Here is a 26,655-nt window from a genome sequence, read left to right as displayed (position 1 = left end):
ACATGTCTGTCGCCCCCAAGCTGCGCGAGGTCTTCGTCGAGGCGCTGGACCTCGACGGCGACGTGGACGTCGAGAACCTGAAGTACCGCGACATCGAGGCGTGGGACTCGGTCGGCCACATGGCGCTGGTCGCGGCCATCGAGGACGAGTTCGACGTCGAGTTCGACACCGACCAGGTGATCGACATGTCGAGCTTCAAGGTCGCCGTGGACATGGTGACCGAGCTGCAGGCGAAGAATGACTGATTCGCCGCTGTCCGGTCGCGTCGCGCTCGTCACCGGCGGGACGCGGGGGATCGGCCTGGCCACCGTGCGCGCCCTGGTGGACGCCGGCGCGACGGTGGTGCTGACCGGACGTGACGAAGCTCGCGCCAAGGAAGCTGCTTCAGCGGCCGGCGCCGCGGCCGGGCTCGCGCTCGACGTCACCGACGCGAAAGCGGTGTCGTCGCTGGTCAGGGGCGTCGCGAAGGAGCACGGCAAGCTCGACATCGTCGTCGCGAACGCCGGGATCATGGAGGACGCGCTCCTCGGCATGATCAAGGAAGAGCTCGTCGACACGACGCTGAGCACGAACGTCGCCGGCACGCTGCACACCGTCCAAGCCGCGGCGCGGGCGATGATGCGGAAGAAGTCCGGCTCGATCGTGGTGCTCGCCTCGATCGTCGGCGAGTACGGGAGCGCCGGTCAGACGGTGTACGCGGCCTCGAAGGCGGCAGTGGCGAACATCGCGAAGTCGGCGGCGAAGGAGCTCGGCCGGTCCGGCATCCGCGTCAACGCGGTCGCGCCGGGCGTGATCGAGACCGACCTGACCGCGGGCCTGAGCGAGGACGCGAAGGCGGAGAACACCGGCAAGACGCCGCTCGGGCGGCTGGGCCGGGCGGAAGACGTGGCGAACGCGATCCGGTTCCTGGTGAGTGACGAAGCTTCGTTCATCACCGGCCAGGTGCTGGGCGTCGACGGAGGCTTGGTGCTGTGACGCTGTTGGGTGCGGGAGCCCGGCTGGTCGATGTGGCCGGGGGCCGCACGCTGGCGGGCGCGGAACTGTCGGCCGAGGTCGGCCGCTCCATGGAGGCGCTGGCGGCGCTGCCGACCGGCGTCGTGTTCGCGCGGATGTCGGTCGACCTGCCGAGCGTGCTGACCTACCTCGGCGCGTTCGAATCCGGCCGGGCGATCGCGCTGATCGACCCGGCGCTGGACGCCGACGTGCTGGCCGGGCTGGTCGCGCGGTTCCGTCCGGCGGCCGTGCTGTCGGCCTCCGGCGAAGCGCCGTCCGGGTACACCACCCGGGGATCGGACTGGGTCCGCGACTCCGCCGAGGGTGTCCAGCCCCACCCCGACCTGGCCGTGCTGCTGCCGACCAGCGGGTCGACCGGCAACCCGAAGCTCGTCCGGCTGTCGCGCCAGGCGATCCTCTCGAACGCCGACGCCATCGCGCAGGTGCTGCACATCGACGCCGACGAGGTCGCGCCGACCTGCCTCCCGCTGCACTACAGCTACGGCCTGTCGGTGCTGAACTCGCACCTGGTGCGGGACGCGACCGTCGTGATCGAGCCGTCCGGCGTGCTCGGCCGCGGCTTCTGGGACGCGGTGAACACCTACGGCGTCACGTCCCTCTCGGGGGTGCCGTACCACTACGAAATGCTGCGGCGGCTCAAGTTCGACCCCGCGAAGTACCCGACGCTGCGCACCCTGACGCAGGCCGGCGGGAAGCTGCGCGACGAGCTGGTCGCCGAGTTCAACGAGAAGATGCTCGCGGTCGGCGGCCGGATGTACGTCATGTACGGCCAGACCGAAGCGTCGCCGCGGATGACGACGGTGCCCGCCGAAAAGCTGGCCGAAAAGCTCGGTTCCGCCGGGCCGGCGCTGCCCGGCGGCAAGTTCGCGGTCCGCCGGGACGACGGGTCGGAGACCACGCACCCGAAAATCGTCGGTGAGGTCGTCTACCGTGGGCCCAATGTGATGCTGGGTTACGCGGACGACGAGTCCGGCCTGGCCAAGGGCGACGAATACGGCGGCGTGCTCGCCACCGGTGACCTCGGGTACCTCGACGAAGACGGGTACCTGTTCATCACCGGTCGGCTCAAGCGCATCGGCAAGGTGTTCGGCAACCGCGTCAGCCTCGACGACCTCGAGCACGCCGTGCGCGCGGCGGCGGTCGGGATCGACGTGGTGGCGGCGGTGCCCGCCGGCGACAAGGTGGTGCTGTTCGCCGAGGGCGCCGACAAGGACATCTGCAAGGACGCGTCGCGGGCGCTGGCCGAGCGGCTGCACCTGCACGCCAGCGGGTTCGACGTCCGCCCGATCGACACCGTGCCGCTGCTGGCCAGCGGCAAGATCGACTACCGGTCACTGGAGGCGAAGGTATGAGCGTGTTCACTCGGTCGCAGGCTGACCGGGAGGCCTTGCTGCTGCCCGAACTCGTCGATCTGACGGCCCACCACCGGGCGAACTCCGAGGGCTACGACCGGATCCTGTCTTCGCTCGGGATCGCTTCGGACGCGAAGTTCGGCTCGATCGCGGACCTGCCGTGGCTGCCGGTGCGGATGTTCAAGACGCACGACCTGAAGTCGGTGCCGGACAGCGAGGTCTTCAAGACCCTGACGTCGTCGGGCACCACCGGCGCGGGCGCGTCGCGGATCTACCTGGACAAGGAGTCGGCGGGCGCGCAGACCAAGCAGCTCGGCGCGACCCTGCAGGAGGTCCTCGGCGGCGAGCGGCTGCCGATGCTGATGGTCGACACGATCGGCATCATCAAGAACCGCCGCTCGTTCTCCGCGCGGGGGGCTGGTGTGCTGGGCATGGCGAACTTCGGCCGCAAGCACACGTACGTGCTCGACGAGAACGACAAGCCGGACGTCGAGGCCGTCAAGAAGTTCCTGGCCGAGTACGGCGACAAGCCGTTCCTGATCTTCGGCTTCACGTTCATGGTGTGGCTGTACCTGTACGAGGTCGCGCGGGACAACGGGCTCGACCTGTCGAACGGGATCCTGATCCACAGCGGCGGCTGGAAGAAGCTGATCGACCGCGCGGTGGACAACACCGAGTTCCGCCGCCGGTTCAAAGAGGACACCGGCCTCACCCGGATCCACAACTACTACGGGATGATCGAGCAGATCGGCACCGTGTTCCTCGAGGGCCCGTCCGGGAACTCGCTGTACTGCCCGGACTTCGCCGACGTCGTGATCCGCAACCCGGAGACGTGGGAAGAGCAGCCGGTCGGGGAGCCGGGCGTGATCGAGGTCGTCTCGACGCTGCCGACGTCGTACCCCGGGCACGTGCTGCTGACCGAAGATCTCGGCGTCTGCAACGGCATCGACGACGGTGACTGGCCGGGCAAGCACTTCTCCGTGCTCGGCCGGCTGCCGAAGGCCGAGGCCCGCGGGTGCTCCGACACGTTCTCGGGAGCGGCGGCATGAGCGCGTTGACCCAGCGGTTCCCCCTCGGGGACGCCGTGGCCGTGGGCGAGCTGGTCGAGGAACTGCGTGCCGCGCCGCCGGGCGGCCGGTTGCGCGTGGGCGACCCGCGGGTCGTCGAGTTCATCACGAAGTTCGCGCGCAAGCTGCTGGCGCCGGCCACCGCCCGGCGCTTCCCGGAGCTGGCGTCGCTCGGCTTCTTCCTGCGCAAGGGCGAGATCGCCAAAGCGTTGTCCACTTTGGACACTTCGGGGAGCTCGCTGCGCTTCCCGCGCGGGCTGGTGTTCCACGTGCCGCCGGCGAACGTCGACACGATCTTCGTCTACTCGTGGGCGTTGTCCGCGTTGGCGGGCAACCACAACGTCGTGCGGGTCTCGTCGCGCTCGGCCGGAGCCGCGGAGGCGGTGCTGGAGGCGCTGAACGCCGCGCTGTCCGAAGTGGACGCGTCGGTCGCGGAGGCCATCACGGCCACCCAGCGCATGGTGACCTACGACCGCAGCGACGAGGTGAGCGGCGCCCTGTCCCTGGCCGCCGACCTGCGCGTCATCTGGGGCGGCGACGGCTCGGTCGCGGCGCTGCGCAAGTACCCGCTGGCGCCGCACGCGCGGGACCTGACGTTCCCGGACCGCTCGTCGTTCGCGGTCGCGTCGGTGGCGGGCTGGCAGCGGGCGTCCGAAGCGGAGCGTCGCGCGGCCGCCGAAGGCTTCTACAACGACTCGTACTGGTTCGACCAGGCGGCCTGCTCGTCGCCGCGCGCGGTGTTCTGGGTCGGCGACGCGGAGGGCGCGTCGGCGGCCGGGAGTGAGTTCCGGGCGCTGCTGGCGGACGTGCTGGCCGTGAAACAGCACGTCACCGAGCCGGCGATGGCGGTCCAGAAGCGCGTGTCGGCGTACGGCGCGGCGGTCGACGGGCTGGTCAAGGAGATCGCGTTCGACGGCAACGGCCTGGCCACGCTGGAGCTGGCGGACCCGGCGGTCCTGCCGCGCGAGTGGCTCGGCGCGGGCACGTTCGCGAACGCCCGAGTGTCCTCTTTGTCCGATCTCGTGCCGATCGTCCTGCGGAAGGACCAGACGGTCAGCCAGTTCGGCTTCACGGCCGAGGAGCTGACCGAGTTCGCGCACGAGCTGGCGGGCCGCGGGGTCGACCGGATCGTGCCGTTCGGCAGCGCCCTGACGTTCTCCGCGGTCTGGGACGGTTACGATCTGCTCCACGAATTCAGCCGCCTGGTGACGGTGCAGGCCTGAGGAGACGGTCGATGACGACAGTTGAGGACTTGCCGGCTGCCGGCAAGCAGCCGAAGAGCACCAAGGCGAAGATCCTCGACGTCGTCAGATGGGTCGCGATCCTGCTGGTCATCGGCTTCGCGGCGAAGCAGCTGGCCTCGAACTGGGGCGAGTTCTGGCACACGCTGCGCGACGTGGCGTGGGAGTCGTCCCTGCTGAGCCTGCTGGCCCTGGTCGCGGCGATCATGGTGTCGACCTGGGGCTGGCAGGTGATGGTCGACGACCTGGGCAAGCCGATCGGCTACGCCAGGGGAGCGCAGATCTGCCTGGTCGGCTCGCTCGGCAAGTACGTGCCGGGGTCGGTCTGGGCGTACCTGCTGCAGATGGAGCTGGGCCGCAAGGCGGGCCTGGCCCGGGCCCGCATCTTCACGGGCTCCCTGATCCAGCTGGGCGTCGGCGTGGTGTCGGCACTGGTGGTCTCGCTCCTGGCGGCCCCGGCGGTGTTCAGCAACAGCCCCCGCGCGCTGTGGCTGTTCGTGCTGATCCCGGTCGGCCTGGCGATGCTGCACCCGAAGATCCTGACCTGGGGGACGTCCCTGGTCCTGCGCCTGCTGCGCCGCCCGCCGCTGGCCCACCCGCTGGGCTGGAAGGTGGTGGGCAAGGTCTTCGGCGCCTCGACGGCGGCGTGGTGCCTCCAGGGGATCCACCTGTGGCTGCTGGCGAACTCGGTGGGCACGCCGGGCTTCAGCGGCTTCATCCTGTGCGTGGGCGCGATGGCCGTCGCGATGACGGTGGGGACGTTCGCGTTCATCCTGCCGAGCGGAGTGGGCGTCCGCGAGGTGGCCCAGGTCGCGGTCCTGACGGCGAGCGGCCTGACGGTCGGCCAGGCCACGGCGTTCGCGGTGGCGTCCCGGGTGATGTTCACGGTGGCCGACCTGCTGACGGCGGGCCTGGCCGCGGTGGCGGCCCGCTCGACCCGCCCGGCGGTCACCCCCGCCTGAGGAGTTGTCCACCGGTTGTCCACAGGCGGTGCGCACATGTGGACAACTCAGGGGACGAGGCGGTAGATCACCGCGTCGGAGTTGCGCCAGGCCTCCTTCAAGAACGGCTTCCCGGCCAACCCCACCAACCCCGGCTGATAGGGCTCCGCCGGGGGCGGCACCGGCACGCCCAGAATCACCCACCGGACGTTCAGCCGCCGAACCGCCGCCCGCACCGCCGGGTCCGTCTCGTAGTCCCGGAACCGCTCCGCCAGCAACCGGGCGTCCGAAGGCGGCAATGTCTGGTCGTAGTGCGCGGCGACCGTGCGCACCCCCGACAGCGCGTACGTCCACGCCGTGCCGTCGAAGCGGTCGTTCATCGCCCACTCGCCCGGGGCCGCCAGCTTGCCCAGCTCCACCATCGCCGCTTCCTCGCCCGGCGTCACGTGCAGCTTCTCCGGGTCTGCCGCCTGGTAGCCCGTGTACACCCGGGCTCCGTTGGAACGGAAGTACAACCCGTTCGACAGCACCACGAAACCCAGCAGCACCACCACGGCGACCGCCACCGCCGGCACGCGCGAAGGCAACCGCTCGCACAACCACTGCTGTGCCGACGCCAGCCCGTGCGCCGCCAGCACGCACAACGGGATCGCCGCCATCGAGAAGAACCGGTACGGGTCGTCCCACCACGGCCTGGACAACGCCATCACCAACGGCGTGCTCGTCGACGCCACCGTCAGGTACGCCAGGCCCGTCACCGCCGCCGTCAAGCCGATCCAGCGCAACGCCCCCGCCCGCGTGAAGAACACGATGCCCAGGAACAGCGCCACCGACAGCCACACCTGTGGGTGCGCCTCGAAGTGTTGGAAACTCAGCAACGCGCCCAATGCCGTGGACGCGCGCCACTCGTTCGGCCAGCCGTAGTACGGGACGTCGCTCGTGGCCAGGCCGAGCGCTCCGAACAACTGCAGCCACGCCACCAGCAACGCCGCCACCGCGATCGGCAGCAGCGCCAGCAGGTCACGGCCGATCCGGCGCCACGAAGACAGCCAGCGCTGCACCAGCAGCGGTCCGGCGAACAGGATTCCGCCGAACAACGTCGACGAATGGATGCACAGCAGGCCCACCGCCGCGAGCAGCAGCACGAAACCCGTGTCCGGCGCGACGCGGTCCAGGTACCGCCGCAACGCCACCGCCGCCAGCGGGGTCAGCGTCACGCCCAGCGCGAACGGCAGCAGCGGCCCGCGGTCCATCGACTCGTAGACGCCCATCACCGGCGCCACCGCCGTCAGCGCCACCGCGCCCGCCAGCACCGCGCGCCCGCGGAACTCGCGGACCAGCGTCACCAACGACAACGCCAGCAAACCCGGCAGCAGCAGCGTGTTCGCGTCCAGCGTCGCCGGGATCGACGCCCCGCTCAGCCGGAAAGTCACCGACGCCAGCAGGTGGTAGGCGTTGGGGTAGAACACCGGCGCCGCGTCGCCGTACCAGTTCACGCTCCCCGTGCCGAACAGGCCGCCGTCGCCGGTGTCGGCGATGTAGCGGACGGCGTTGCCGTGGTACACCGCGTCGAAACCCTGCGGCAGCGCGCCGATGTGGCCCAAGCCGCGCAGTGTCGCGTAGCCGCCGACCGCCGCCCCGAACAGCAGGCACGCGCCCACGGCGAGGTGCCCGCGACGGTCCCACAGCCCGGGTTCCGGCTCGGGCGCCCAGCGGCGGACCGTCAGTTTCCGCACACCCCAAGCGATCGCGGCGAACAAGACCGTCGAAACCGCGTACGTCAACGGGGTGAACGACCACCCGATCGCCGCCGTCCACGGACCGGTCAGGCCGCCGATCGCGTAACTCAGCAGCGGTGCCAGCCCGGCCAGGGCCCAGCCGCGCACTCCCGCGGCGAATCCGGTCAGGAGGCCCGGGACGGCGATGACGACAACGGCAACGCAGACGGAAAGCACGCTGGAGACTAAGCCGCCGACCGCCGGTCAACCGTTCCGGGGGTTGGAGTCCGAACGGGACACTCCGTCGCGATACCCGAACGGGTTATATTGACCAGTGCGTTTCCCTGCTTGACTGACGCCGGGCGGAGCGATCTTCACGAGGGGGCCGGGTGGTCTACGCGGTCGTGGTTGCGTGGCTGGTCCTCGCCGCGATCGTGGTGCTGACCTGGGGACGCCTCGACACCGACCGCGGCTGGCGCGGCTTCGTCCTCGCTCTCACCCTCGGCCTTTCGCTGCTGCACCAGCTGCTGTTCGCGACCGTCACCGAGGACGCGCTCGTGTCCTTCCGGTACGCCCAGAACATCGCCGAGGGGAACGGCCCGGTGTTCAACCCGGGCGAACGCGTCGAGGGCTACACGAACTTCCTCTGGCTGGTCCTGATCGCCTTGCCGCGAGCCGCGTTCGGCGCCGACGTCCGCACGGTCGCCGTCGTGTTCGGGGTCGTCGCCGCGCTCGGCTGCGTCCTGCTGTCCTGCTTCCTGGTCAACCGGATCGTCGCGGCGGCCGCCCCCGCCGGCGCCGAACCGCGGCCGGCGATCGGCGTCGCCGCCGCGGTGCTCACCGCCTGCGCCGGCGGCCTCGCCGCCTACGGGCCGTCCGGCTCCGAGGTCCCGCTGTTCGTCCTGCTGTTGCTCGCCGTCTGCTACTCGCTGGCGGCGCGCCGTCCGGTGGTCGCCGGCGTGCTCGTCGCGTTCGCCGTGATGACCAGCCCGGAAGGCCTGGTGGCCGGCGTGCTCGGCTTGCTCTGGCTGGCCGGGGCCGCGCTGAGGAAGAAGCACAGCTGGTGGGCGCCGGTGGGGTACGTGCTGGGCGCGCTCGTGTTCCTGATCCCGCGGCTGGCCTGGCGGGCGACGTTCTACGAGCACTTCCTGCCCGCGCCGCTGGCCGCGAAGCTCGGCGGCCCGCTCGGAGCGCAGGTCGCCGCCGGCTGGCCGTACCTGTCCGGGTTCGCCCTGGCGCACCAGGGTTTCCTCCTGCTCGGTCTGGTTTCAGCGGTCGCGCTCCTGTTGCGGCGCACCGACGCCCCTGAGGCTCGCACCCTCATCTGGCTGTTGTTCGTGACGGCGCTCGGGCTCGCGGCCGCCGCGGTGCTGATCGGCGGCGACCCCGGCCCCTCGTGGCGGCTGCTGGCCCCGATACCGCCGCTGATCGCCGTCGCGAGCGTCGCCACCTACGGCGTGCTGACCGTGGACGTCGAGGCGAAGCCGTCGCCGCGGCCGAGGACCTGGCCCGCCGCGACGCGGCTGGTGCCGGTGACCGCCTGCGGGCTGGCCGGGATCGCGGTGCTCGTCTCCGTGTTCAGCCCCGAGATGCTCGACCGCGTCCGCGACTGGCGCGCGCACGGCACCGAACTCACCGAGATCGGCGGCTGGCTCGGCGAGTACCTGCCGCCCGGGTCGGTCGTCAGCGCCGCCGCGCCCGGCGCGCTCGCCGCGCACGGCGGCCAGCTGCTCATCGTCGACGTCCTCGGCCGCACCGACGACCACATCGCCCGCGAAGGCCGGCACGACGGCGGCGTCGCCACGGACTACGACTACGTCGTCAACGCCCGCCGACCGACCGTCGCGGTGCCCGCCGACAGCGGCTACGCCGACCGCCAGCACTGCGTGATCGACCCGGTCTACGCGGGCAAGTACCAGGTCGCCACCTTCCGCCGCGTCGGCACGCCCTACTGGGTGTCGGTCTACCCGCGCGCGGAGGAGGCGAAAGCCGTGGTCACGGACCTCGACCGGGGCCCGGACTTCCGCTACGTACCCTGTCCTTCGTGAAGCTCGACGTCCCGAAAGCGCGGCTGGGTGCCGAAGCCCGGCTCGGGATCGGGGTCTTCGGGGCGTCGCTCCTGCTCTTCGTCGTCCGGTTCCTGGTGCCGCGGCCGATCGCGATGTCGAACAACGGCGACGGCGGCCGCGTGCTCTGCGGTGCCGGGATCACGTGGAAGGGCCTGCCCGAGCCGTTCGTCCACCTCGCCTACACCGTCGCGCCGGGCGCGCCGCCGTGCCGGCCCACCTACTTGCTGACGCAGAGCTGGCTCGCGGAGGCGTCCGTCGGGCTCGCCCGGCTGGCCGGGTTCCCGGCGACGCTGAGCCTGGTCGTGCTGGGCCTGCTGAGCAGCACCATCGCCGCCGCGGCGATCACCGCGATCGTGCTCGGCCTGCCGTACCCCCGCCGCGTGCGGCTGGCCGTGGCCGCCGGGCTCCTGCTGGTCGTCGCCGATTCGGCGTTCTTCGGCTACTTCGCGGCGATCCTCGGCGAAGGCGCGGCCTTCCTCGGCCTGCTGCTGATCGCCGGTGGCCTGCTGCTGACCGCACGCGAGGGCCGGTGGAGCTACGCGGGCATGGCGGTGACGTTCGCCGGTGGCGTCCTGGCGGTCAACGCCAAGGTCCAGACGCTGATCATCTTGCCGATCCTCGCGCTCGCGGTGCTGCTGGTCCGGCCGGGCGCGCTGCGCGGGGCGAAGCGGTGGGCGGCCGCGGCACTGGTCATCGGGGGCCTCGGCGCCGTGACGCTGTTCGCGCAGCAGAGCGTCGAGCCCGCTCTCGCGCCCGACGGCACGTACTCCGCGTTCCCGGGCGACGACTCGCGCGAGATCAACATGTTCAACTCGATCTTCCTGAACATCGTCGACGGCAGGCACGACACCCAGGCCGATCTGGCCGCACTCGGTCTGCCGCCGTCGTTCGCCCAGTACGCGGGCAACGGCTGGTGGCACCCCCACCCGGCGACGATGGACCCGCGCTACCCGAGCTACCGCGACAAGATGACCCGCGAGAACGTCCTCGGCTACTTCGCGAGCCACCCCGGCCGGACGCTCGAAGTGCTGGACCGGGCCGCGACCGACCAGCTCACCGCCCGCCCGGGCTACCTCGGCAGCTTCGACCAGGAGGCCGGCTTCGCGCCGCACGCGCAGGAGTACCGGGTGCCGGTCGTGTCGTGGCTGACCGGCCTGCTCAGCCCGCTGGGCCTGTTCGCGCTCGGGCCGATCTGGCTGTTCGTGCTGGTCAGAGCGTGGCTCCAGCGTCGCGGCCCGGTCGGGGTCGTGCTGGCGTTCCTGCTCGCCGTCTCGCTGACGCAGTTCGGCACCGCGGCCCTCGGCGACGGCATCGAGGGCGTCAAGCACCAGTCCGTCGCGCTGTTCACGCTCCTGCTCGCGCTGGTCCTGGCGGCGCTGCCTCAGTCGCGGTCGAGGGAACCCCGGTGGGGGAGGAACTCCTCGGTCGGGGGGCCGTCGTCGGCCGGCGAGACCGGCCGCGGCGACGGCTTCGGCCAGAACGGCGGCACCTCGAGCAGCACGAACACGAGCAGCCCGGCCAGCCCGACCAGGAAGATCGTCGACGACGACGCCAGCTTGTAGTTCACCGCCAGGTAGAGGAAGAACACCACGCCGACCCAGAGGCGCCGGGCTTCCCCGCGGTGCCGGTCGAGCTGGACCGCGACCAGCCCGATGACCAGCGGCGCGAGCATCACGAAGACGCGCTGGGTGTCCGTGGCGACCAGCCGCCCGGCCAGGCAGCACAGCCCCAGCCAGACGCTCGACACCAGCAGCAGGCTCCGGCTGCCTTCGCGCCGGAACTCGCGGTAGAGGCCGTAGGCGAAGATCAGCCAGAAGAAGCCGAACGTGCTGTACAGCGCCGCCTGGTCGACGCCCTTGTTCGACGACAGCGCGAACCGGATGTTGCCCAGCAGGCCGCTGTTGGCCTGGCCGGCCCCGAACCCGTAGTCGCCGCCGATCAGCGCCTGGGCCCACAGCCGGAACGCGAAGTACAGAACGCCCGCCACGACCACGGCGACCAGCCCACCGATGACCTGCTTGTCCCGCAGCGACCGCGACCGCGTCCACGCCGCCAGCGGGTAGAGCGGCGCGAGCAGCAGCGTCGTCTCCTTGTTGATCGAGCCGATGACGATCACCAGCGCGAACCAGATCAGCCGCCGGTCGAACAGCAGCCACAGCGCGAGCAGGTAGAGCAGGTTGTTCAGCGGGTCGACCAGGTACGGGTTGCTGAACGCGTACGGCGCGTACCAGAACGTGCAGGCCAGGGCGACCGCGGCGAGCGACGAGGTGTACAGCCGCAGGTCCAGGCGGACCCAGAGGAACTCGAAGAAGACGATCGCCGCGGCCAGGACCAGCACGAACGTGAACGCCAGCCACACCGAGTCCAGCGAGATGCCGGTGAACCGGTTGACGGTGTGGACCAGCCACGGGCTGAGCATCCGCAGGGCGAACGGGTTGTCGACCTGGGCGCCGGTCCGCACCGACATCGCGTAGTACTCGGCGGCGTCGCCCCACGCCTTCTCGTGCGCGTTCGGCTGCACAGGGGCGTAGGAGATGAGGTTGAGCAGTGTCACCGTGGCCAGGCCCAGGTACACCGCGACTCGGTGGCCGGCTCGTCGCACAGGCGATTCGATCACTGTCCCCACGCCGGAAGCCTAGTGGTCGTTCGATCGACGTGAGCTTCGCCCGGTTTGTGGCCTTCGCCGCTGAACGGCGGTCAAGAACCTACGGTCCCGTAACCTTGAGCGATGGCCGACTTCGTGTACCCGCCCGTGATCGCCGCCGCCCGGACGATGTTCCGGGTACTGGACAACCGCATCCGGGTCGAGGGCGCGGAGCACATCCCGCGCCGCGGCGGCGCGGTCATCGCCTGCAACCACGTGAGCTACCTGGACTTCATCTTCTGCGGCCTCGGCGCGCGCCCGGCCAAGCGGCTGACGCGGTTCATGGCGAAGAAGGAGATCTTCGACAACAAGATCGCCGGGCCGCTGATGCGTGGCATGCACCACATCTCCGTCGACCGCGACGCGGGCCTCGCCTCCTACCGCGAGGCGCTCGCGAAGCTGCAGGCAGGCGAGGTCGTCGGGGTCTTCCCCGAAGCGACGATCAGCCGATCTTTCACCGTCAAGGACATCAAGTCGGGCGCGGTCCGGATGGCCGCGGCGGCCGACGTCCCGGTCGTCCCGATGGCGCTCTGGGGCACCCAGCGGCTCTGGACGAAGGGCAGGCCGAAGGACCTGACCCGGCGGCACGTGCCGATCTCGATCCTCATCGGCGAGCCGATGCACCCGGCCAAGGGCGACGACTGGGACGTCGTCACGAAGGAGCTGCGCACCCGGATGAGCGCGCTGCTCGACCGGGCCCAGGCCGAGTACCCGGACCAGCCCGCTTCCGACGAGGAACGCTGGTGGCTGCCCGCCCACCTGGGCGGCACCGCGCCGACACCGGAGGAAGCGGCCGAGCTGGACCGCCGCTAGAACCACCGCTCCAGGACCTGCGCGACGCCGTCCTCACCGGCCGGGCCGGTGACCTCGTCGGCCACGTCCATGACCAGCGGGTGCCCGTTCTCCATCGCGACGCCGTGGCCGGCCCAGCGGAGCATTTCGACGTCGTTGGGCATGTCGCCGAAGGCGATCACCCGCTCCCGCTCGACGCCCAGCCGCTCGGCGACGTCGGCCAGGCCGGTCGCCTTGGTGATGCCGTGCGCGGACAGCTCCACCAGCCCGCCCGAGGACGAGTAGGTGACGTCGACCTCGCGGTCGAACAGCGCGTTCACCGCGTCCGCCATCTCTTCCGACGACATCCCGATGTGGCTGACCAGCAGCTTGATCGCCGGGTGCCCCAGCACTTCGGCGCGCGGCGCGGTGCGGCCTTCGCCGTCGCCCCACGGGTTGTGGTACTTCGGCTCGATCACGAAGCTGCGCATCTCGTGGTCGGCGTCGGTGCTGACGCGCTCGGCGGCCAGCCGGCAGCCGGGCACGGCCTTGTCGAGCGCGTGCGCGATGTCGTGGAGCAGTTCCGGCTTGAGCAGGCCGTGCACCGCGACGACCTCCTCGCGGCCGCAGTCGTACAGGACGGCGCCGTTCGCGCACACGGCGTACCCGGTCAGCTCCAGCGGCTTGGCGACGGGCGCGATCCACCGCGGCGGACGGCCGCTGGCCAGCACGAACGGGACGCCCGCCTCGATCGCCCGGCGGACGGTCGCGATGGTGCGGGCGCTGAGCGATTCGGAGGGGCCGAGCAGGGTGCCGTCGACGTCGGACGCGATCAACTGGGGTCTCTCCACCCCGCCATTGTCCCTGACACGTTCGGGTGGCCTCGTCCCCGTCCGAGCGATTGTCGGTGGTTACCGATACGGTCCGGACCTGTGCGAGTAGGCATCGTCATTCTCCCTGAAGATCGTTGGTGGGCCGCCGAGCCGAAGTGGCGCGCGGCCGAGGAGTACGGCTTCGACCACGCGTGGACGTACGACCACCTGGGCTGGAGAAACCTCGTCGACGGCCCGTGGTTCTCCGCCGTCCCGACCCTGACCGCGGCCGCGATGGTGACCTCCCGGATCCGGCTGGGCACGTTCGTGGCGTCCCCGGTCGCCCGGCACCCGGTGCCGTTCATGCGCGAGCTGACCACCCTCGACGACATCTCCGACGGCCGGTTCGTCCTGGGCGTCGGCGCGGGCGTCGACCACCAGCACTACGACGGCGCGGTGCTCGGCGCCCCCGAGCTGACGGCCAAGCAGCGCGCCGACCGGTTCACCGAGTTCGTCGAGGCGCTCGACGGCCTGCTGATGACCGACAAGTTCGACTTCGACGGCGAGTACTACCGCGCCCGCGAGGCCCGCAACCTGCCGGGCACCGTCCAGCGCCCGCGGCTGCCGTTCGTGGTCGCGGCGAACGGCCCCCGCACGATGACGCTGGCCGCGCGCTTCGGCGCGGGCTGGGTCACCACGGGCCGGGGCGGCAAGACCGAGGACGAGTGGTGGGCCGGCATCAAGCAGCTCACCGACGTCTTCGACGAGCGCCTCGACGCCGCGGGCCGCGAACGGGCGAGCATCCAGCGCCACCTGAGCCTGGACGCGTCGCCGGTGTTCTCGCTGAGCAGCGTGGAGGCGTTCCGCGACGCGGCGGGCCGCGCGGGCGAGCTGGGCTTCACCGACGTCATCGCGCACTGGCCGCGGTCGTCGTCGCCCTACGAAGGCCGCGAGGCGGTGCTGGAACAGGTCGCCGGCGATGTCTTGCCGGAGCTGCACGCTGCTCCGAACGGGTGACATTCTGCTAGCCGGGAAACCGATTGCCGTCCCTGAGGCGTCCATGAGTGCAGACGCCAGAGATCACCCCGGGGGTGGTTGGGGGACGGAGGGCCCTCGTGGCCGCGGCACGGGGCGCCGCGGCCACGAGGGCTTTGTCATTTGACCAGCTGGTAGATGACCGCGCCGGGGTTCCGGTAGATCTCCTTGACGAAGTCGTGGCCGTCCAGGTGACGCAGGCCCGGGGCGATCGGCGTGTCCCGGCGGATGGTGCCGCTGCCCACCAGCACGTAGTGGATGTTCAGCCGCCGAGTCGCCGCGCGGACCTGCGGGTCGCTGTCGTAGTCGCCGAAGTGCATCGCCAGGTAGAGCGCGTCCGGGGGAGCGACGCCCGCGTCGTAGTGGCCGGCCACCGGGTGCACGCCGGTCAGCGCGTACATCCAGGCCGTGCCGTCCATGCGGTCGTTGAGCACCTTCTGGTCGGCCGGGATCCCCAGCGTGCCGAGGTGTTCCATCGCGTCGATCTCGTCCTGGCTGACCGGCGGGACCACCTCGCCGGGCAGGCCGTTGTAGTAGAGCAGCGACACCGTCTTGGCGTTGGCCGCGCGGTAGAACCCGCCGGTCAGCACGCCCATGGCCACGACCAGCAGCACCGCCGTCGCCAGCCCGACCCGGCCGGTCAGCCACGGCCGCGCGCGCACCCAGGCGCGGCCGCTCGCCAGCTTCGCCACCCAGCGCTGGGCTTCGCTCATGCCGTGCGCGGCGAGCAGGCACATCGGGATCGCGGCCAGCGCCATCAGCCGGAACCGGTCGTTCCACCAGGGCCGCGACAGCGTGATCACCCAGTCTTCGCCGCCGAAGCACGCGACGACCACGAACAGGGCGGACAGCCCGAGCGCCGAGAGCACCACCCAGCGCATCCGCCGCAGCGCGAGCAGCGTCAGCACGCCGATCGCGAGGAACACCGTCAGCCAGATCTGGGGGACCGGCAGCACCTGCTTGAAGGTCGCCAGCATGGCCAGCGCCTTCCACACCGGCATGTGCGAGCCCCAGGCGTGGTACGGGTACGACCCGGACGTGAACGTGATCGCGCCGAGGATCATCGGCGCGGACAGCAGCCCGGCCGCCAGCATCACCGGCACCATCCGCAGGACGTCGCCGCCGACGACCCGCCAGGCCGCCTTCCCGGGCGCGACCCCGTCGAGGCGCTTGCCCCGCACCGCCCGGTACCAGCGCTGCACGACCAGCGGGAACGCGAACAGCAGCGCCCCGAACAGCGCGCTCGAGTGCGCGGCGAGCAGGCCGGTCGCGCTCAGCGCCAGCACCGCGCCGGTGTCGACGCCCGGCCGCACGACGAACCGCTGCAGGGCGACCACCGCCAGCGGCGTCAGCACGATCCCGAGCGCGAACGGCAGCAGCCCGCTCGACACCGACTCGTACGCCCCGGTCGTCGCGCCGCCGGCGACCAGCGCCACGCTGCCGCCGAACACCGCGCGGCCGCCGAGCTGGCGCACCAGCGCGACCATGGCCAGCGCGAACACCCCGGCGATCGGCATCGTGACGGCGTTCAGCGTCACCGGGACCGAGGTGCCCGACAGCTGGTAGACCAGCGCGCCGACCAGGTGGTAGGCGTTCGGGTAGAAGGAGCCGTCCGGGTACCAGTTGATGGTGCCCATGCCGGTCAGCGAGCCGTCGCCGGTCTCGGCGATGTAGCGGATGCCGTTCGCGTGGAAGACGGTGTCCCAGCGCTGGAACACCGCGGTCGTCCCGCCCCGGCCGGTGACCACGACGGCGATCGACACGGCCGTGGCGACCGCCACGCACGCGCCAACGGCCAGGTGCGCCCGGCGCGTCCACGGCGTCGGCGGCTCTTCGGCGCCGGGTGCCATCCAGCCACGGGCGACCGCCAGCCGGCGGAGGCCGTAGAGCGCGCCGGCGAGCAGCAGCGTGACCGCGGCGACGCTGAGCGGGCTGTACGGTACGTGCGCGATGGCGAGCCACGGGCCGGCCAGGCCGGTGATGGCGTAGCTGAGCAGCGGCGCGAGCCCGGCCAGGGCCCAGCCGCGGACCCCGGCGGCCCATCCGACGACGCCGCCGGGCACCGCGAGTACGGCCAGGTAGGTGGCCACCGCGGCGAAGTAGCTCCAGAAGTCCTCGGGTGCAGGCACTGCTTTCCAGGTGTGTCGTAAGCCGAAATGTGATAGTCGGGTGCGGCCCGGGTCAGCGACCCCCGTACCCTCGACGCCCGTGAGCGCGCACACGAACCCCGCACAGATTACTGAAGACGATTTCGCAGGTTACGACCTCGTCGTCGTCGGGTCCGGTTTCTTCGGTCTGACCGTCGCCGAACGGGCCGCGGCCGAGCTGGGCAAGAAGGTCCTCGTCCTCGAACGGCGTAGCCACATCGGCGGCAACGCCTACTCGGAGCCGGACCCGGAGACCGGGATCGAGGTGCACAAGTACGGCGCGCACCTGTTCCACACGTCGAACAAGCGCGTCTGGGAGTACGTGAACCGCTTCACCGAGTTCACGAACTACCAGCACCGCGTGTTCGCCCGGGTCAAGGACCAGGTCTACTCGTTCCCGATGAACCTGGCCCTGATCAACCAGTTCTTCGGCAAGTCGCACACCCCGGACGAGGCCCGCGAGCTGATCGCGAAGCAGTCGTCGGAGTTCGAGACCGCCAACGCGCAGAACCTCGAGGAGAAGGCGATCTCGCTGATCGGCCGTCCCCTCTACGAGGCGTTCATCAAGGGTTACACCGCGAAGCAGTGGGAGAACGACCCCAAGAACCTGGGCGAGAACATCATCACCCGCCTGCCGGTCCGCTACAACTTCGACAACCGGTACTTCAACGACACCTACGAGGGCCTGCCCGTCAACGGGTACACCGCGTGGCTCGAGAAGATGGCCGAGCACGAGAACATCGAGATCCGGCTGAACGTCGACTACTTCGACGTCCGCGAGCACATCCCGGCGGGCACCCCGACCGTCTACACCGGGCCGCTGGACCGCTACTTCGGCTACTCGGCGGGCCGGTTCACCTGGCGCACCGTCGACTTCGAGTCCGAGGTCGCGCAGACCGGCGACTTCCAGGGCACCTCGGTCGTCAACTACAACGACCAGGAAGTCCCCTACACCCGGATCATCGAGTTCCGGCACTTCCACCCGGAGCGGGACTACCCCAAGGACAAGACGGTCATCTTCCGCGAGTACTCCCGCTTCGCGGGCGAGGAGGACGAGCCGTACTACCCGATCAACACCCCGGACAACCGCGAGAAGCTCGAGGCCTACCGGGAGCTGGCCAAGACCGAGGCACGCGAGAAGAACGTGCTGTTCGGCGGCCGGCTGGGCACGTACAAGTACCTCGACATGCACATGGCCATCGGCTCGGCGCTGTCGGCGTTCGACAACAAGATCGCCCCGCACCTGACCGACGGCGCGCCGCTCGACGGGTCCCTCGATGCTTGAGAAGGGCACCCCGGCGGGTGAGGTCGCGGTCCTGGCGAAGGCCCAGGGCTTTCTGAAGAGTGAAGCTTCGGTTAAGGCTGCGCGCGGCATGTCCCACTTCGGTGAGCACGCCATCGGCTGGTTCGGCCTGGGTCTTCTCGGGGCCGTGGTCGACAAGAAGCGGCGCAAGGACTGGCTCGTCGCCTCGGCCGGTGTGGTGGGTGCGCACGCCGCGTCGATCGCGGTGAAACGCGTGGTCAGGCGGCCCCGACCGGACCACCCGAGCGTGGAGGTACTGGTCGGCACGCCGAGCAAGCTGAGCTTCCCGTCGTCGCACGCGACGTCCACGACGGCGGCGGCGGTGCTCTACTCCGGATTGACCGGGCGTAACCTGGTGCCCGCCCTGGTACCGCCGATGCTGGCCTCGAGGCTCGTGCTCGGCGTTCACTATCCGACAGACGTTCTGGCCGGTGCAGCTCTCGGGGGGCTCGTCGGTGGTCTGATACGACGGAAGCTGAAGAAGAATCCATGAGCGAAACGACCGAGCAGCGCAACAGCGACGAAGCGGCCGTGACTCCTGAGGCACCGGAGACACCGGTGACGGCGGAGGCGACAACGGAGACCGCTTCGCGCGGCCCGTTCGGCCTGGTGGGCGGCGTCATCAAGACGGCGCGGCCCCGGCAGTGGGTGAAGAACGTCCTGGTCTTCGCGGCCCCGTTCTTCGCGTTCTCGAAGTCGACCGACCGCACCGGTCTCCTGATCGACGCGATCATCGCCTTCGTGGCCTTTTCGCTGACAGCGAGCTCGGTCTACCTGATCAACGACGCCATCGACGTCGAGGCCGACCGGGCCCACCCGACCAAGCGCAACCGGCCGATCGCGGCCGGCATCGTGCCGGTCCCCGTCGCGTACGGGGCCGCGGTCGTGTTCTTCCTGGCCGGCCTCGCCGTGTCGTTCGGGGCGAGCTGGCAGCTGGCCGTGGTGCTGGGCGTCTACGAGGCCGTCCAGCTCGGCTACTGCTTCGGCCTGAAGCACCAGCCGGTGGTCGACCTGGCCATCGTCGGCTCCGGCTTCCTGATGCGCTCGATCGCGGGCGGCGTCGCGGGCGGTATCGCCCTTTCGCAGTGGTTCCTGCTGGTCACGGCGTTCGGCTCGCTGTTCATGGTCGCCGGCAAGCGCTACGCGGAGATCATGCTGTTCGAGCGCACCGGCGCGAAGATCCGCTCGTCGCTGAAGAAGTATTCGGCCAGCTACCTGCGGTTCGTCTGGGCGACGTCGGCGGCGATCCTGATCATGTCGTACTGCTTGTGGGCGTTCGAGATCCGCCAGACCGAGCACAACTCGGTGTGGGCGCTCATCTCGATGGTCCCGTTCCTGGTGGCGGTCCTGCGCTACGCGGTCGACGTCGACGGCGGCATCGCGGGCGAGCCCGAGGAGATCGCGCTCAAGGACCGCATCCTGCAGGTGCTCGGCGCGAGCTGGGTGATCACGCTGTTCCTGGCGTTCTACCTGTGAGCTCTCATGGCGGATCGACAGGTTCGTTTCAGCTGACGCACAGCTGAGCGGCGCACCCTGAGGTGGTGGGGGGCGGGCACTGCGCCCGTCCCCGTGACCACAGGAGCGACGATGAACGACCAGCCGCGCGAAGTCCCGGAGGGGACCGAGAAGCCGACCGTCGAGCAGCCCACGGCGCAGTCCGCGGCCGACCAGCCGACGGCACAGCAACCGGTCGCGCCGGAGCCTGGCGAGACGACTGCTTTGCCGAGCGCCGCGCCGGGCCAGGAGCCTGCGACTCAGGCGGCGCCCACCGCCGCGCCGGGCCAGGAGCCCGCGACTCAGGCGGCGCCCACCGCCGCGCCGGGCCGGCCGGCCGCGACCACCGCTTTGCCGAACGCCGCCCAGGGCGAGCCCGCCGCGCAGCCGCCTGCCGGAACCACCGCCCTGCCCAACGCAGCGCAGGCGGGCGACCAGACCGCGGCCCACGGGCAGCAGCCGCCGCCCACCCCGCAGCTCTCCCAGCCCGGCCCCGGCCAGGCCTACGGCGCCTGGGGCCCACCGCCGGCTGCCGCCCCTCGGCAGCCCGGCGGCTTCCGGCGGTTCGTCGGCCACCGCGCCACCCAGCTCGTCGGCGTCGGCGTCCTCGGCCTGCTGATCGGCGGGGGCATCGTCGGCGGGATCGCCGCCGCGACCCACCACGGCGGTCCGCGCAACGGCCACCCCGGCATCCACCGCCAGTACGGCGGCCCCAACCAGGGCCCGGACGGCCGCGGCTTCCCGGGCCGCGGCGGCGGAAATTCCGGCAACTCGGGCAATTCCGGCGGCGGCAACGGCATTTGACCGCTGTGGGCTGAGCCACCCGTACCCCGCTCAGATCACAGAAGCATCACGGGCGAGGTACGGTGTCCGGGATGCGAAGCGCCTCCGCAGAACTCCCCGAGGCCGCCGGTGCGCTGCCGGCGGTCGTCCCCCTTGCCCGCTCGTGGGCCCTCCCGGCCGGTGCCGCGGCGGCCTCCGCGCTGATGTTCGCCCTGGTCAGCAGCCATCTCATCGATGACACCTACATCACGCTGTCCTACGCGAAGAACCTCGCCTTCCACGGCCACTGGGGCCTGATCGAGCAGGGGACGGCGAACACCGCGACGTCCCCGCTGAACGTCCTGGCCCTGGCCGCGGTCACCTTCGTCGTCCGCGACGCCGTGCTGGCCGCCGGGATCGTGTTCGTCGCCGCCCAGGTGCTGCTCGTCCTCGGCCTGCGCCGGCTGGGCGAGCGGGCCGGGCTGCCGGCGGCGTTCACGCCCGTGGCGTTCGCGTTGCTGCTGCTCAACCCGCTGCTGCTGTCGTCGGTCGGGCTGGAGGTCGCGCTCGGCGCCACCGGTGTCGTCTGGACGCTGGTCTACGCGGGCGAGCGCAAGGCCGGCCGCCTCGGCGTCGTGATCGGGCTGCTCGCGCTCGTCCGGATCGACCTGCTGCTGATCGCGGCGGTGGTGTTCGCGGCCCGCCGCGAGTTCTGGGCCGGCATCTGGCGGACGGCGTTCGCCACCTTCGCCGTGACGCTGCCGTGGTTCGCGTTCAGCTGGGTCGTGCTCGGCTCGGCCGTGCCGGACACGCTGGTCATCAAGATCAGCCAGCAGTCCTGGGGCCCGTTCAGCTTCACCAACGGCCCGCTCCTGTACTGGCGCAACTTCCCGGCCGAGGCGGCGCTGTCGTTCCTGCCGCTGCCGCTCGCGGGCCTGGCCGGCGTCGTCTGGATCGTCCAGTACCGCCGCGGTTCCGAGGTGGCCCGCCGCCTGACGCCGTTCGCGGCACTGGCCGTCGCGAGCGCCCTGCACTACCTGGCCTACAGCCGCCTCGGCGTCCCGCCGTACCACTGGTACTACGCGCCGAGCATCATCGGCGCGACGATCTTCCTGGCGGCGTGCGCGAGCGCGGTGCCGGACCGCGTCCGCCGCGGAACGTGGACGGCCGCGGGGGTGGTCCTCGCGGCGAGCGTCGCGGCGTACGCGCTGCCGGGCCTGCCCCGCCAGTTCGCGCCGATCACCAGCAACCACGCGTCGACGACGGAGTACCGCGAGATCGGCCGCCAGCTGGCCGCGATCGCCCACGGCCGCACGGTGGAGACGGCCGGCGAGGTGGGCGCGCTGGCGTACGCGTGCGACTGCGAGCTGGTGGACGAGTTCTCCGACCGCGGCGCGGTCGACCCCGCGATCAGCGAGACGAAGCGCCGCAGCGGCGACCTCGGCCGTGCGCTGCTGGAGGCCAACTTCCACAACTTCGACCACAGCGTCGCGCCGATCAGCCCGGACCTGGTCCTGGCCACGACCCGGCGCACCCCACCCCCGACGGCGCTGGCGAGCTGGCGGATCGACTCCCCGTGGATGGGCGTCCAGAACCTGTACCTGATGCCCGCTCACGCGGCGGGCAGCTGATCCCGGCCGCGGAACACCCGGTTGAGCGTGCCCTCGCGGGCGAGCAGCACCTGTGTGACGACCTGGAGCAGCACGAAGCTCCCGATCGACAACGCCGTGTCGAGGCCCGGCACCACGTCCACGGGCAGCGTGTACGCCATGACGATGCTGCCCGCGCTGTGCAGCAGCCCGCCGACACCCCACACGACCGCCAGCACCCGCCAGACCCGCCGGAACGACGCCGTGTCCGCCCAGCGGGCCTCCAGCGCCGCCGCCCGGCCGGGCAGCAGGGCCAGCGTGGCCTGGTACGTCGTCGGGCGGCGGCCGATCCACAGGCTCGCGAGCATCCACCCGCCGATCAGCACGCTGAACCACGCGCCGCGGACCAGCTGCAGCCGCGCGTCGCCGGTCAGCAGCGTCGTCGCCAGGCCCACCGCCACGATCAGCAGCACGAAGACGCCCATGCCGTCGACCCGGCGGTGCCGCGCGGCCAGGTACAGCACCCGCAGCGCCGGCGGGAGGCCGCTCAGCGTCAGCGCCCAGACCGGCGCGACGTCGAACGCGCGCAGCAGGTAGTAGCCGCCGACCGGGGCGGCGAGGTCGCAGAGCAGCGTGCCGAGCATGCCTCCGAGCATCGGTGACGAGGGCGGCCGCCGGCATCGTCGAGCCGGCTCGTCACGCATCCACCGTCCGGTTGATGCCCAGCCGTTGCCGGGTCAGCTTCACGCCGAGGAGCACGCTGCCCACGGTCAGCACGCTGTCGAGGAAGGGCACGACGTCCACCGGCAGCGTGAACGCCATCACGACGACCGCGCACCCCAGCAGCAGGCACCCGGCGCCCCACCACAGCGTCGCCGAGCGCCACCGCTCCCGGAACGCCCGGGAAACGCCCCACAGCCGATCGAGGGACCCGGCGCGCGCGGGCTGGAGCGCGCACACCGCCCGGAACAGCAGCGGCCGCCGCCCGACGACCAGGCTGGCCAGCATGACCGCGCCGAGCGGCAGCGTGAGCCACGCGCTGCGGACGAGCAGCAGCCGGGCGTCACCGGAGAACACCGCCACCGCGGCGTTGACGAGCAGCACGGCCAGCACGAACGCGCTGACCGGGTCGATCCGCCGGTGCCGCACCAGGACGTACCCGGTCCGCAGCACCGGCGGCACGGCGCTGACCAGCAGCGCCCACAGCGCGTCGACCTCGAAGGAGCGCAGGACGTAGTACAGGGCCATCGGGAGGGCGACGTCGCGGAGCAGCATCGTCAGCCCACCGCGGTCGCTCGTCGTGTTCACCATGACGACAGTCTGTTTCGACCACCTGGTGCGCACATCGGCGTGCGGGCCGGGCCCGGATGGAACCCGGGGTCAACCCCGGGGTGGAGACGTCAGATCGGGAGCTTGCGGAAGATCGGCCGCGGGACGTGCCGCAGCGCCGACATCACCAGCCGGAACTGCGCCGGCGCCCACACCAGGTCCTTGCCCGCGCGCGCGGCGGTGACCGCGGTCTCGGCGACCTGCTCGGCCGTCTGCGCCAGGGGAGCGTCCTTCAGGCCCTCGGTCATCTTCGTCTTGACGTGGCCCGGGCGGACGACTGTCACCTGCACGCCGTGTGGGGCGAGCGCCTCGCCGAGGCCCAGGTAGAAGCCGTCGAAACCGGCCTTCGTCGAGCCGTACACGAAGTTGGACCGCCGGACGCGCTCACCGGCCACCGACGACAGCGCGATCACTGTGCCGTGGCCCTGAGCCTTGAGCTTCTCCGACAGCGCGACGCCGACCGACACCGCGGCGGTGTAGTTCACCGTGGCCAGCTCGACGGCCTTCGCGTGGTCCTGCCAGACCTCTTCGGGGTCACCGAGCAGGCCGAACGCGACGACCGCCACGTCGATGTCGCCGCCCTCGAACGCCTTGGCCAGCACCGTGGGGTGCGACGCCGTGTCCTTGGCGTCGAAGTCCACAGTGGACACCTCGGCGCCGCGGTCCTTCAGGCGCTGCGCGGCCGCGTCGAGCCGCGGCGACGGACGCGCCGCGAGCACGACCCGCAGCGGCTTCTCGGCCAGGTACTTCTCGGCGATCGCCAGCGCGATGTCGGACGTGCCGCCGAGCAGGAGCAGGGACTGGGGGTTGCCCACCGCGTCGATCACAGTTCGAGCCTCCGGCTCATGTCAGAGGCGAAAACGCCTTCGGGGTCAACGGAAGCGCGGATCTTGCGCCACTCTTCGAGCCGCGGGTACATCTTCGCGAACGTCTCCGCGGAGGTCCGCGAGTCCTTCGCCGTGTACAGCCGGCCACCCGCCGCGAGCACGGCGTCGTCGAGCTCCAGGCAGAACCGGCTCAGGCCGTCCTTGATCGGGAAGTCGACGCTGAGCATCCAGCCCGGCGACGGCCACGACATCGGCGCCGGGTTGGCGTCGCCCATGCGCTTGAACACGTTGAGGAACGAGTAGTGGCCCGAGGTCGCGATCCGCCGGCAGATGGCCTTGAGCTGGTCCTCCGCGCCGAACGGCACCGAGAACTGGTACTGCAGGAAGCCCTTGGAGCCGTAGGCGCGGTTCCACTCGCTGAGCATGTCCAGCGGGTGGTAGAACTGCGTCAGGTTCTGGATCTTGCCGCGCGCGCCCTTCTTGGGCACGGTCTTCTGCCACAGCTCGTTGATGAGCCCGAAGGTGAGCTTGTTGCCCAGGCCGTTCGGGAAGACGTCCGGCAGGGTCGCCAGCTGCGGCGCGTCGAACTTGAGCGGCTCGGACCGCAGCTTCGGCGGCAGCTGGTCGAGCTTCGCCAGCGAGCCCCGCGAGAACGTCGCCCGGCCGAGGCGGTGGTCGGAGGAGATCAGGTCCGGCACCGACATCGAGTAGTCGTAGGTCAGGTCCGAGCCGTCGGTGAACAGGCCGAGCGTCTCGTCGAGGTTCGCCGTGCGGTCGGCGTCCACGATGAAGTACGCGGTCTCGGTCTTCTTCATCCGGACGATGGCCCGGACGATGATCCCGGTCAGCCCGATGCCCGCGACGGTCGCCCAGAACAGCTCCGATTCGGGGCCCTCCGGGGTGAGCGTGCGCACCTGGCCGTCGGCGGTCAGCAGGTCCATCGACACGACGTGGTTGCCGAAGCTGCCCGCGCTGTGGTGGTTCTTGCCGTGGATGTCGTTGGCGATCGCGCCGCCGATCGTCACCTGCCGGGTGCCCGGCAGCACCGGGACCCACAGGCCGTAGGGCAGCGCCTCGCGCATCAGCTTGTCGAGGCTGACGCCGGCGTCGAGGTCCACGAGACCCGAGTCCGGGTCGATCGAGTGGATCCGGTCGAGCGCGGTCATGTCGATGACGAGGCCGCCCGCGTTCTGCGCGGGGTCGCCGTAGGACCGGCCGAGGCCACGCGCGATGACGCCGCGTTCGCCGGCCTGGCGCACGGCCTTGGCGATGGTCTCGACGTCCGGCGTGCTCAGGACGTCGGCGACGGTCGGCGCGGTGCGTCCCCAGCCGGAAAGCGTGCGACGCTGTGTCTCGGGGGATTGGGTCACCCGACCAGGGTAGCCACGCCGAACGGCGCCCGAGACGTGACCCTGAAGTGGCCGTCTCTACACTTTGCGCATCAAGGCACAAGCGCCCGCGCGGGTGACCATGACTCAGGCAACGAGGTAATGCAGTGGTGGCGACCGATCCGCAAGCCGACGTGACGGCTGCTCAGTCCTCCCCCGGACTGCTGGGCCAGCTCATCCGCTTCGCCCTGATCGGGGGCTTCTGCGCCCTGGTCGACCTGGGCACGTACACCCTGCTGACGCAGGTGGCCGGGATGGCCGCTTCACCGTGGGTCGACATCGCCCGCGCTATCAGTTTCATCGTGGGCACGACCACGGCGTTCTTCCTGAACCGGAAGTTCACGTTCGCCGGCGGGCGCAAGGACGGCAAGGCGCAGATCGGCTCGTTCGTCCTGCTCTACACCGTGACGTTCTTCGTCGCGGTCGGGGTGAACCAGCTGATGCTGAACGTGCTGCCGGAGTCCGCCTGGCAGCACACACTGTGCTGGGCCGTGTCGCAGGCCACCGCCACGGTGATCAATTTCGTGATGCTCAAGTGGGTCGTGTTCCGCGAGCCGTCGACCGAGGAGAACTGAGGAACTCAATGCCCGGTAAAACAGCCACCCCGGCGCCGACCACCGAAGCCGGCGCGGCCGCCGAGACGCGGTTCACCGAGCACACTCCGCAGGGTCGCCTGACGGCGCAGCGCGGTCTCTACGCCGGTCCGGCGCCGATCGTCAGCAAGGACCTCTACGCCGAGCTGGAGTGGGGTTCGGCCGTGCGCGAGCGTGCGGTCATCACCCTCGAGCCCGCCTCCAAGGTGTCCGGCAACACGTACTTCGGGCGGTTCCCGGCCAGTTACTGGCAGCGGTGGACGACGGTGACGGAGGTGGCGGTCGAGGCGGTCGTGACCGGTACCGGTCTGCTGTCGATGGGTGCCTCCGACGTCGAGGGTGAGCCGCGGGTGGTGGCGGCCGAGCAGGTCGCCGACGCCAAGCAGGCCAAGGTGACCCTGACCGGCAAGCTGGACAAGTTCTACGACGGTGGCGCGCTCTGGCTGGACCTGGAGACCGAGGGTGGCCAGACGCTGCGGGTGGAGCAGGTCCGCTGGACGGTCGAGGCGCCGGAGAAGATCCGCCCGACCGCGGTGACGATCTGCACGATGAACCGTGC

General features: G+C 71.0%; 23 protein-coding genes and 1 pseudogene. 17 read left to right on the top strand and 7 right to left on the bottom strand.

What is annotated here, in order from left to right; all coding sequences use genetic code 11:
* Positions 1-2 precede the first annotated feature (2 nt).
* Genes ACWEVP_RS04965 through ACWEVP_RS04940 form a run of 6 tightly spaced genes read left to right on the top strand, consistent with a single transcriptional unit; the run spans position 3 to position 5,636 of the window.
* Positions 3-245 carry an acyl carrier protein gene (locus ACWEVP_RS04965; RefSeq protein WP_086675568.1) on the top strand — a complete coding sequence of 81 codons (243 nt, stop codon included), beginning with the start codon at positions 3-5 and terminating at the stop codon, positions 243-245.
* A complete protein-coding gene (locus ACWEVP_RS04960; protein ID WP_452061337.1) occupies positions 238-975 on the top strand; it encodes a glucose 1-dehydrogenase in 738 nt (245 codons plus the stop codon). Before ACWEVP_RS04965 ends, ACWEVP_RS04960 begins: the two co-directional genes overlap by 8 nt.
* Entirely contained in the window at positions 972-2,366 is a 1,395-nt protein-coding gene (locus ACWEVP_RS04955) for an AMP-binding protein (RefSeq protein WP_452061336.1), read from the top strand. Before ACWEVP_RS04960 ends, ACWEVP_RS04955 begins: the two co-directional genes overlap by 4 nt.
* Positions 2,363-3,415 carry a LuxE/PaaK family acyltransferase gene (locus tag ACWEVP_RS04950; protein ID WP_452061335.1) on the top strand — a complete coding sequence of 351 codons (1,053 nt, stop codon included), beginning with the start codon at positions 2,363-2,365 and terminating at the stop codon, positions 3,413-3,415. The genes ACWEVP_RS04955 and ACWEVP_RS04950 overlap by 4 nt, the downstream gene beginning before the upstream one ends.
* Positions 3,412-4,656, top strand: a complete 1,245-nt coding sequence (locus tag ACWEVP_RS04945; RefSeq protein WP_452061334.1) for an acyl-CoA reductase — start codon at positions 3,412-3,414, stop codon at positions 4,654-4,656. The genes ACWEVP_RS04950 and ACWEVP_RS04945 overlap by 4 nt, the downstream gene beginning before the upstream one ends.
* Positions 4,657-4,667: 11 nt before the next feature.
* Complete coding sequence (locus ACWEVP_RS04940) at positions 4,668-5,636, top strand: lysylphosphatidylglycerol synthase transmembrane domain-containing protein (RefSeq protein WP_452061333.1); 969 nt, start codon at positions 4,668-4,670, stop codon at positions 5,634-5,636.
* A gap of 47 nt (positions 5,637-5,683) precedes the next feature.
* Here the strand turns inward: ACWEVP_RS04940 and ACWEVP_RS04935 are convergent, their stop codons facing one another.
* Positions 5,684-7,570, bottom strand: coding sequence for a DUF6541 family protein (locus ACWEVP_RS04935; protein ID WP_452061332.1), 1,887 nt, complete (start codon positions 7,568-7,570; stop codon positions 5,684-5,686).
* Positions 7,571-7,722: 152 nt separating this feature from the next.
* Here ACWEVP_RS04935 and ACWEVP_RS04930 point away from each other — a divergent pair, with 152 nt between their 5' ends.
* The 3 genes from ACWEVP_RS04930 (at position 7,723) to ACWEVP_RS04920 (ending at position 12,859) form a co-directional block, all read left to right on the top strand.
* Positions 7,723-9,381 (top strand): hypothetical protein, encoded by a 1,659-nt coding sequence (locus ACWEVP_RS04930; RefSeq protein ID WP_452061331.1) that lies wholly within the window; start codon positions 7,723-7,725, stop codon positions 9,379-9,381.
* Positions 9,378-10,964 (top strand): glycan biosynthesis hexose transferase WsfD, encoded by a 1,587-nt coding sequence (gene wsfD / locus ACWEVP_RS04925; RefSeq protein WP_452061330.1) that lies wholly within the window; start codon positions 9,378-9,380, stop codon positions 10,962-10,964. The genes ACWEVP_RS04930 and wsfD overlap by 4 nt, the downstream gene beginning before the upstream one ends.
* 1,166 nt (positions 10,965-12,130) lie before the next feature.
* Positions 12,131-12,859, top strand: coding sequence for a lysophospholipid acyltransferase family protein (locus ACWEVP_RS04920; RefSeq protein ID WP_452061329.1), 729 nt, complete (start codon positions 12,131-12,133; stop codon positions 12,857-12,859).
* On the opposite strand, the gene ACWEVP_RS04915 is transcribed toward ACWEVP_RS04920, so the two are convergent.
* Positions 12,856-13,653, bottom strand: coding sequence for an HAD family hydrolase (locus ACWEVP_RS04915; protein ID WP_452061931.1), 798 nt, complete (start codon positions 13,651-13,653; stop codon positions 12,856-12,858). The two genes, ACWEVP_RS04920 and ACWEVP_RS04915, sit on opposite strands and share 4 nt — an antisense overlap.
* A gap of 96 nt (positions 13,654-13,749) precedes the next feature.
* On the opposite strand from ACWEVP_RS04915, the gene ACWEVP_RS04910 reads away from it, so the two are divergent.
* Complete coding sequence (locus tag ACWEVP_RS04910; RefSeq protein WP_452061328.1) at positions 13,750-14,646, top strand: LLM class flavin-dependent oxidoreductase; 897 nt, start codon at positions 13,750-13,752, stop codon at positions 14,644-14,646.
* A 137-nt stretch (positions 14,647-14,783) separates the two neighbouring features.
* Here the strand turns inward: ACWEVP_RS04910 and ACWEVP_RS04905 are convergent, their stop codons facing one another.
* Positions 14,784-16,793 (bottom strand): DUF6541 family protein, encoded by a 2,010-nt coding sequence (locus ACWEVP_RS04905; protein ID WP_452061327.1) that lies wholly within the window; start codon positions 16,791-16,793, stop codon positions 14,784-14,786.
* Between the two features lie 79 nt (positions 16,794-16,872).
* On the opposite strand from ACWEVP_RS04905, the gene glf reads away from it, so the two are divergent.
* The 5 genes from glf to ACWEVP_RS04880 all read left to right on the top strand — a co-directional run bounded on the left by glf (position 16,873) and on the right by ACWEVP_RS04880 (position 22,001).
* A complete protein-coding gene (gene glf / locus ACWEVP_RS04900; RefSeq protein WP_452061326.1) occupies positions 16,873-18,096 on the top strand; it encodes a UDP-galactopyranose mutase in 1,224 nt (407 codons plus the stop codon).
* Positions 18,089-18,607 carry a phosphatase PAP2 family protein gene (locus ACWEVP_RS04895; protein ID WP_452061325.1) on the top strand — a complete coding sequence of 173 codons (519 nt, stop codon included), beginning with the start codon at positions 18,089-18,091 and terminating at the stop codon, positions 18,605-18,607. Before glf ends, ACWEVP_RS04895 begins: the two co-directional genes overlap by 8 nt.
* Entirely contained in the window at positions 18,604-19,590 is a 987-nt protein-coding gene (locus tag ACWEVP_RS04890; RefSeq protein WP_452061324.1) for a decaprenyl-phosphate phosphoribosyltransferase, read from the top strand. The genes ACWEVP_RS04895 and ACWEVP_RS04890 overlap by 4 nt, the downstream gene beginning before the upstream one ends.
* 111 nt (positions 19,591-19,701) lie before the next feature.
* The gene (locus tag ACWEVP_RS04885) at positions 19,702-20,412 is read left to right on the top strand and encodes a hypothetical protein (protein WP_452061323.1); all 711 of its coding nucleotides are present in this window, start codon (positions 19,702-19,704) and stop codon (positions 20,410-20,412) included.
* Between the two features lie 71 nt (positions 20,413-20,483).
* On the top strand, positions 20,484-22,001 hold the full coding sequence (locus ACWEVP_RS04880) for a hypothetical protein (protein WP_452061322.1): 1,518 nt from the start codon (positions 20,484-20,486) through the stop codon (positions 21,999-22,001).
* Here ACWEVP_RS04880 and ACWEVP_RS04875 read toward each other — a convergent pair.
* The 4 genes from ACWEVP_RS04875 to ACWEVP_RS04860 all read right to left on the bottom strand — a co-directional run bounded on the left by ACWEVP_RS04875 (position 21,983) and on the right by ACWEVP_RS04860 (position 25,485).
* Positions 21,983-22,603 carry a VC0807 family protein gene (locus ACWEVP_RS04875; RefSeq protein WP_452061321.1) on the bottom strand — a complete coding sequence of 207 codons (621 nt, stop codon included), beginning with the start codon at positions 22,601-22,603 and terminating at the stop codon, positions 21,983-21,985. The two genes, ACWEVP_RS04880 and ACWEVP_RS04875, sit on opposite strands and share 19 nt — an antisense overlap.
* A 52-nt stretch (positions 22,604-22,655) precedes the next feature.
* Positions 22,656-23,270: a VC0807 family protein gene (locus ACWEVP_RS04870; RefSeq protein ID WP_452061320.1), complete on the bottom strand. Its 615-nt coding sequence runs from the start codon at positions 23,268-23,270 to the stop codon at positions 22,656-22,658.
* Between the two features lie 89 nt (positions 23,271-23,359).
* On the bottom strand, positions 23,360-24,115 hold the full coding sequence (locus ACWEVP_RS04865; protein WP_452061319.1) for a decaprenylphospho-beta-D-erythro-pentofuranosid-2-ulose 2-reductase: 756 nt from the start codon (positions 24,113-24,115) through the stop codon (positions 23,360-23,362).
* Positions 24,112-25,485, bottom strand: coding sequence for an FAD-binding protein (locus tag ACWEVP_RS04860; protein ID WP_452061318.1), 1,374 nt, complete (start codon positions 25,483-25,485; stop codon positions 24,112-24,114). The genes ACWEVP_RS04865 and ACWEVP_RS04860 overlap by 4 nt, the downstream gene beginning before the upstream one ends.
* A 125-nt stretch (positions 25,486-25,610) precedes the next feature.
* On the opposite strand from ACWEVP_RS04860, the gene ACWEVP_RS04855 reads away from it, so the two are divergent.
* Both ACWEVP_RS04855 and ACWEVP_RS04850 read left to right on the top strand, forming a co-directional pair.
* Positions 25,611-26,078 (top strand): GtrA family protein, encoded by a 468-nt coding sequence (locus ACWEVP_RS04855; RefSeq protein WP_452061317.1) that lies wholly within the window; start codon positions 25,611-25,613, stop codon positions 26,076-26,078.
* 8 nt (positions 26,079-26,086) lie between these two features.
* Positions 26,087-26,655, top strand: a pseudogene (locus ACWEVP_RS04850) (glycosyltransferase); the annotation flags it as partial.

The sequence above is a fragment of the Amycolatopsis sp. NPDC003865 genome, assembly GCF_053605345.1.
Note: the sequence above shows the minus strand (reverse complement) of the source record. Positions and strands in the feature narration are given on the sequence as shown.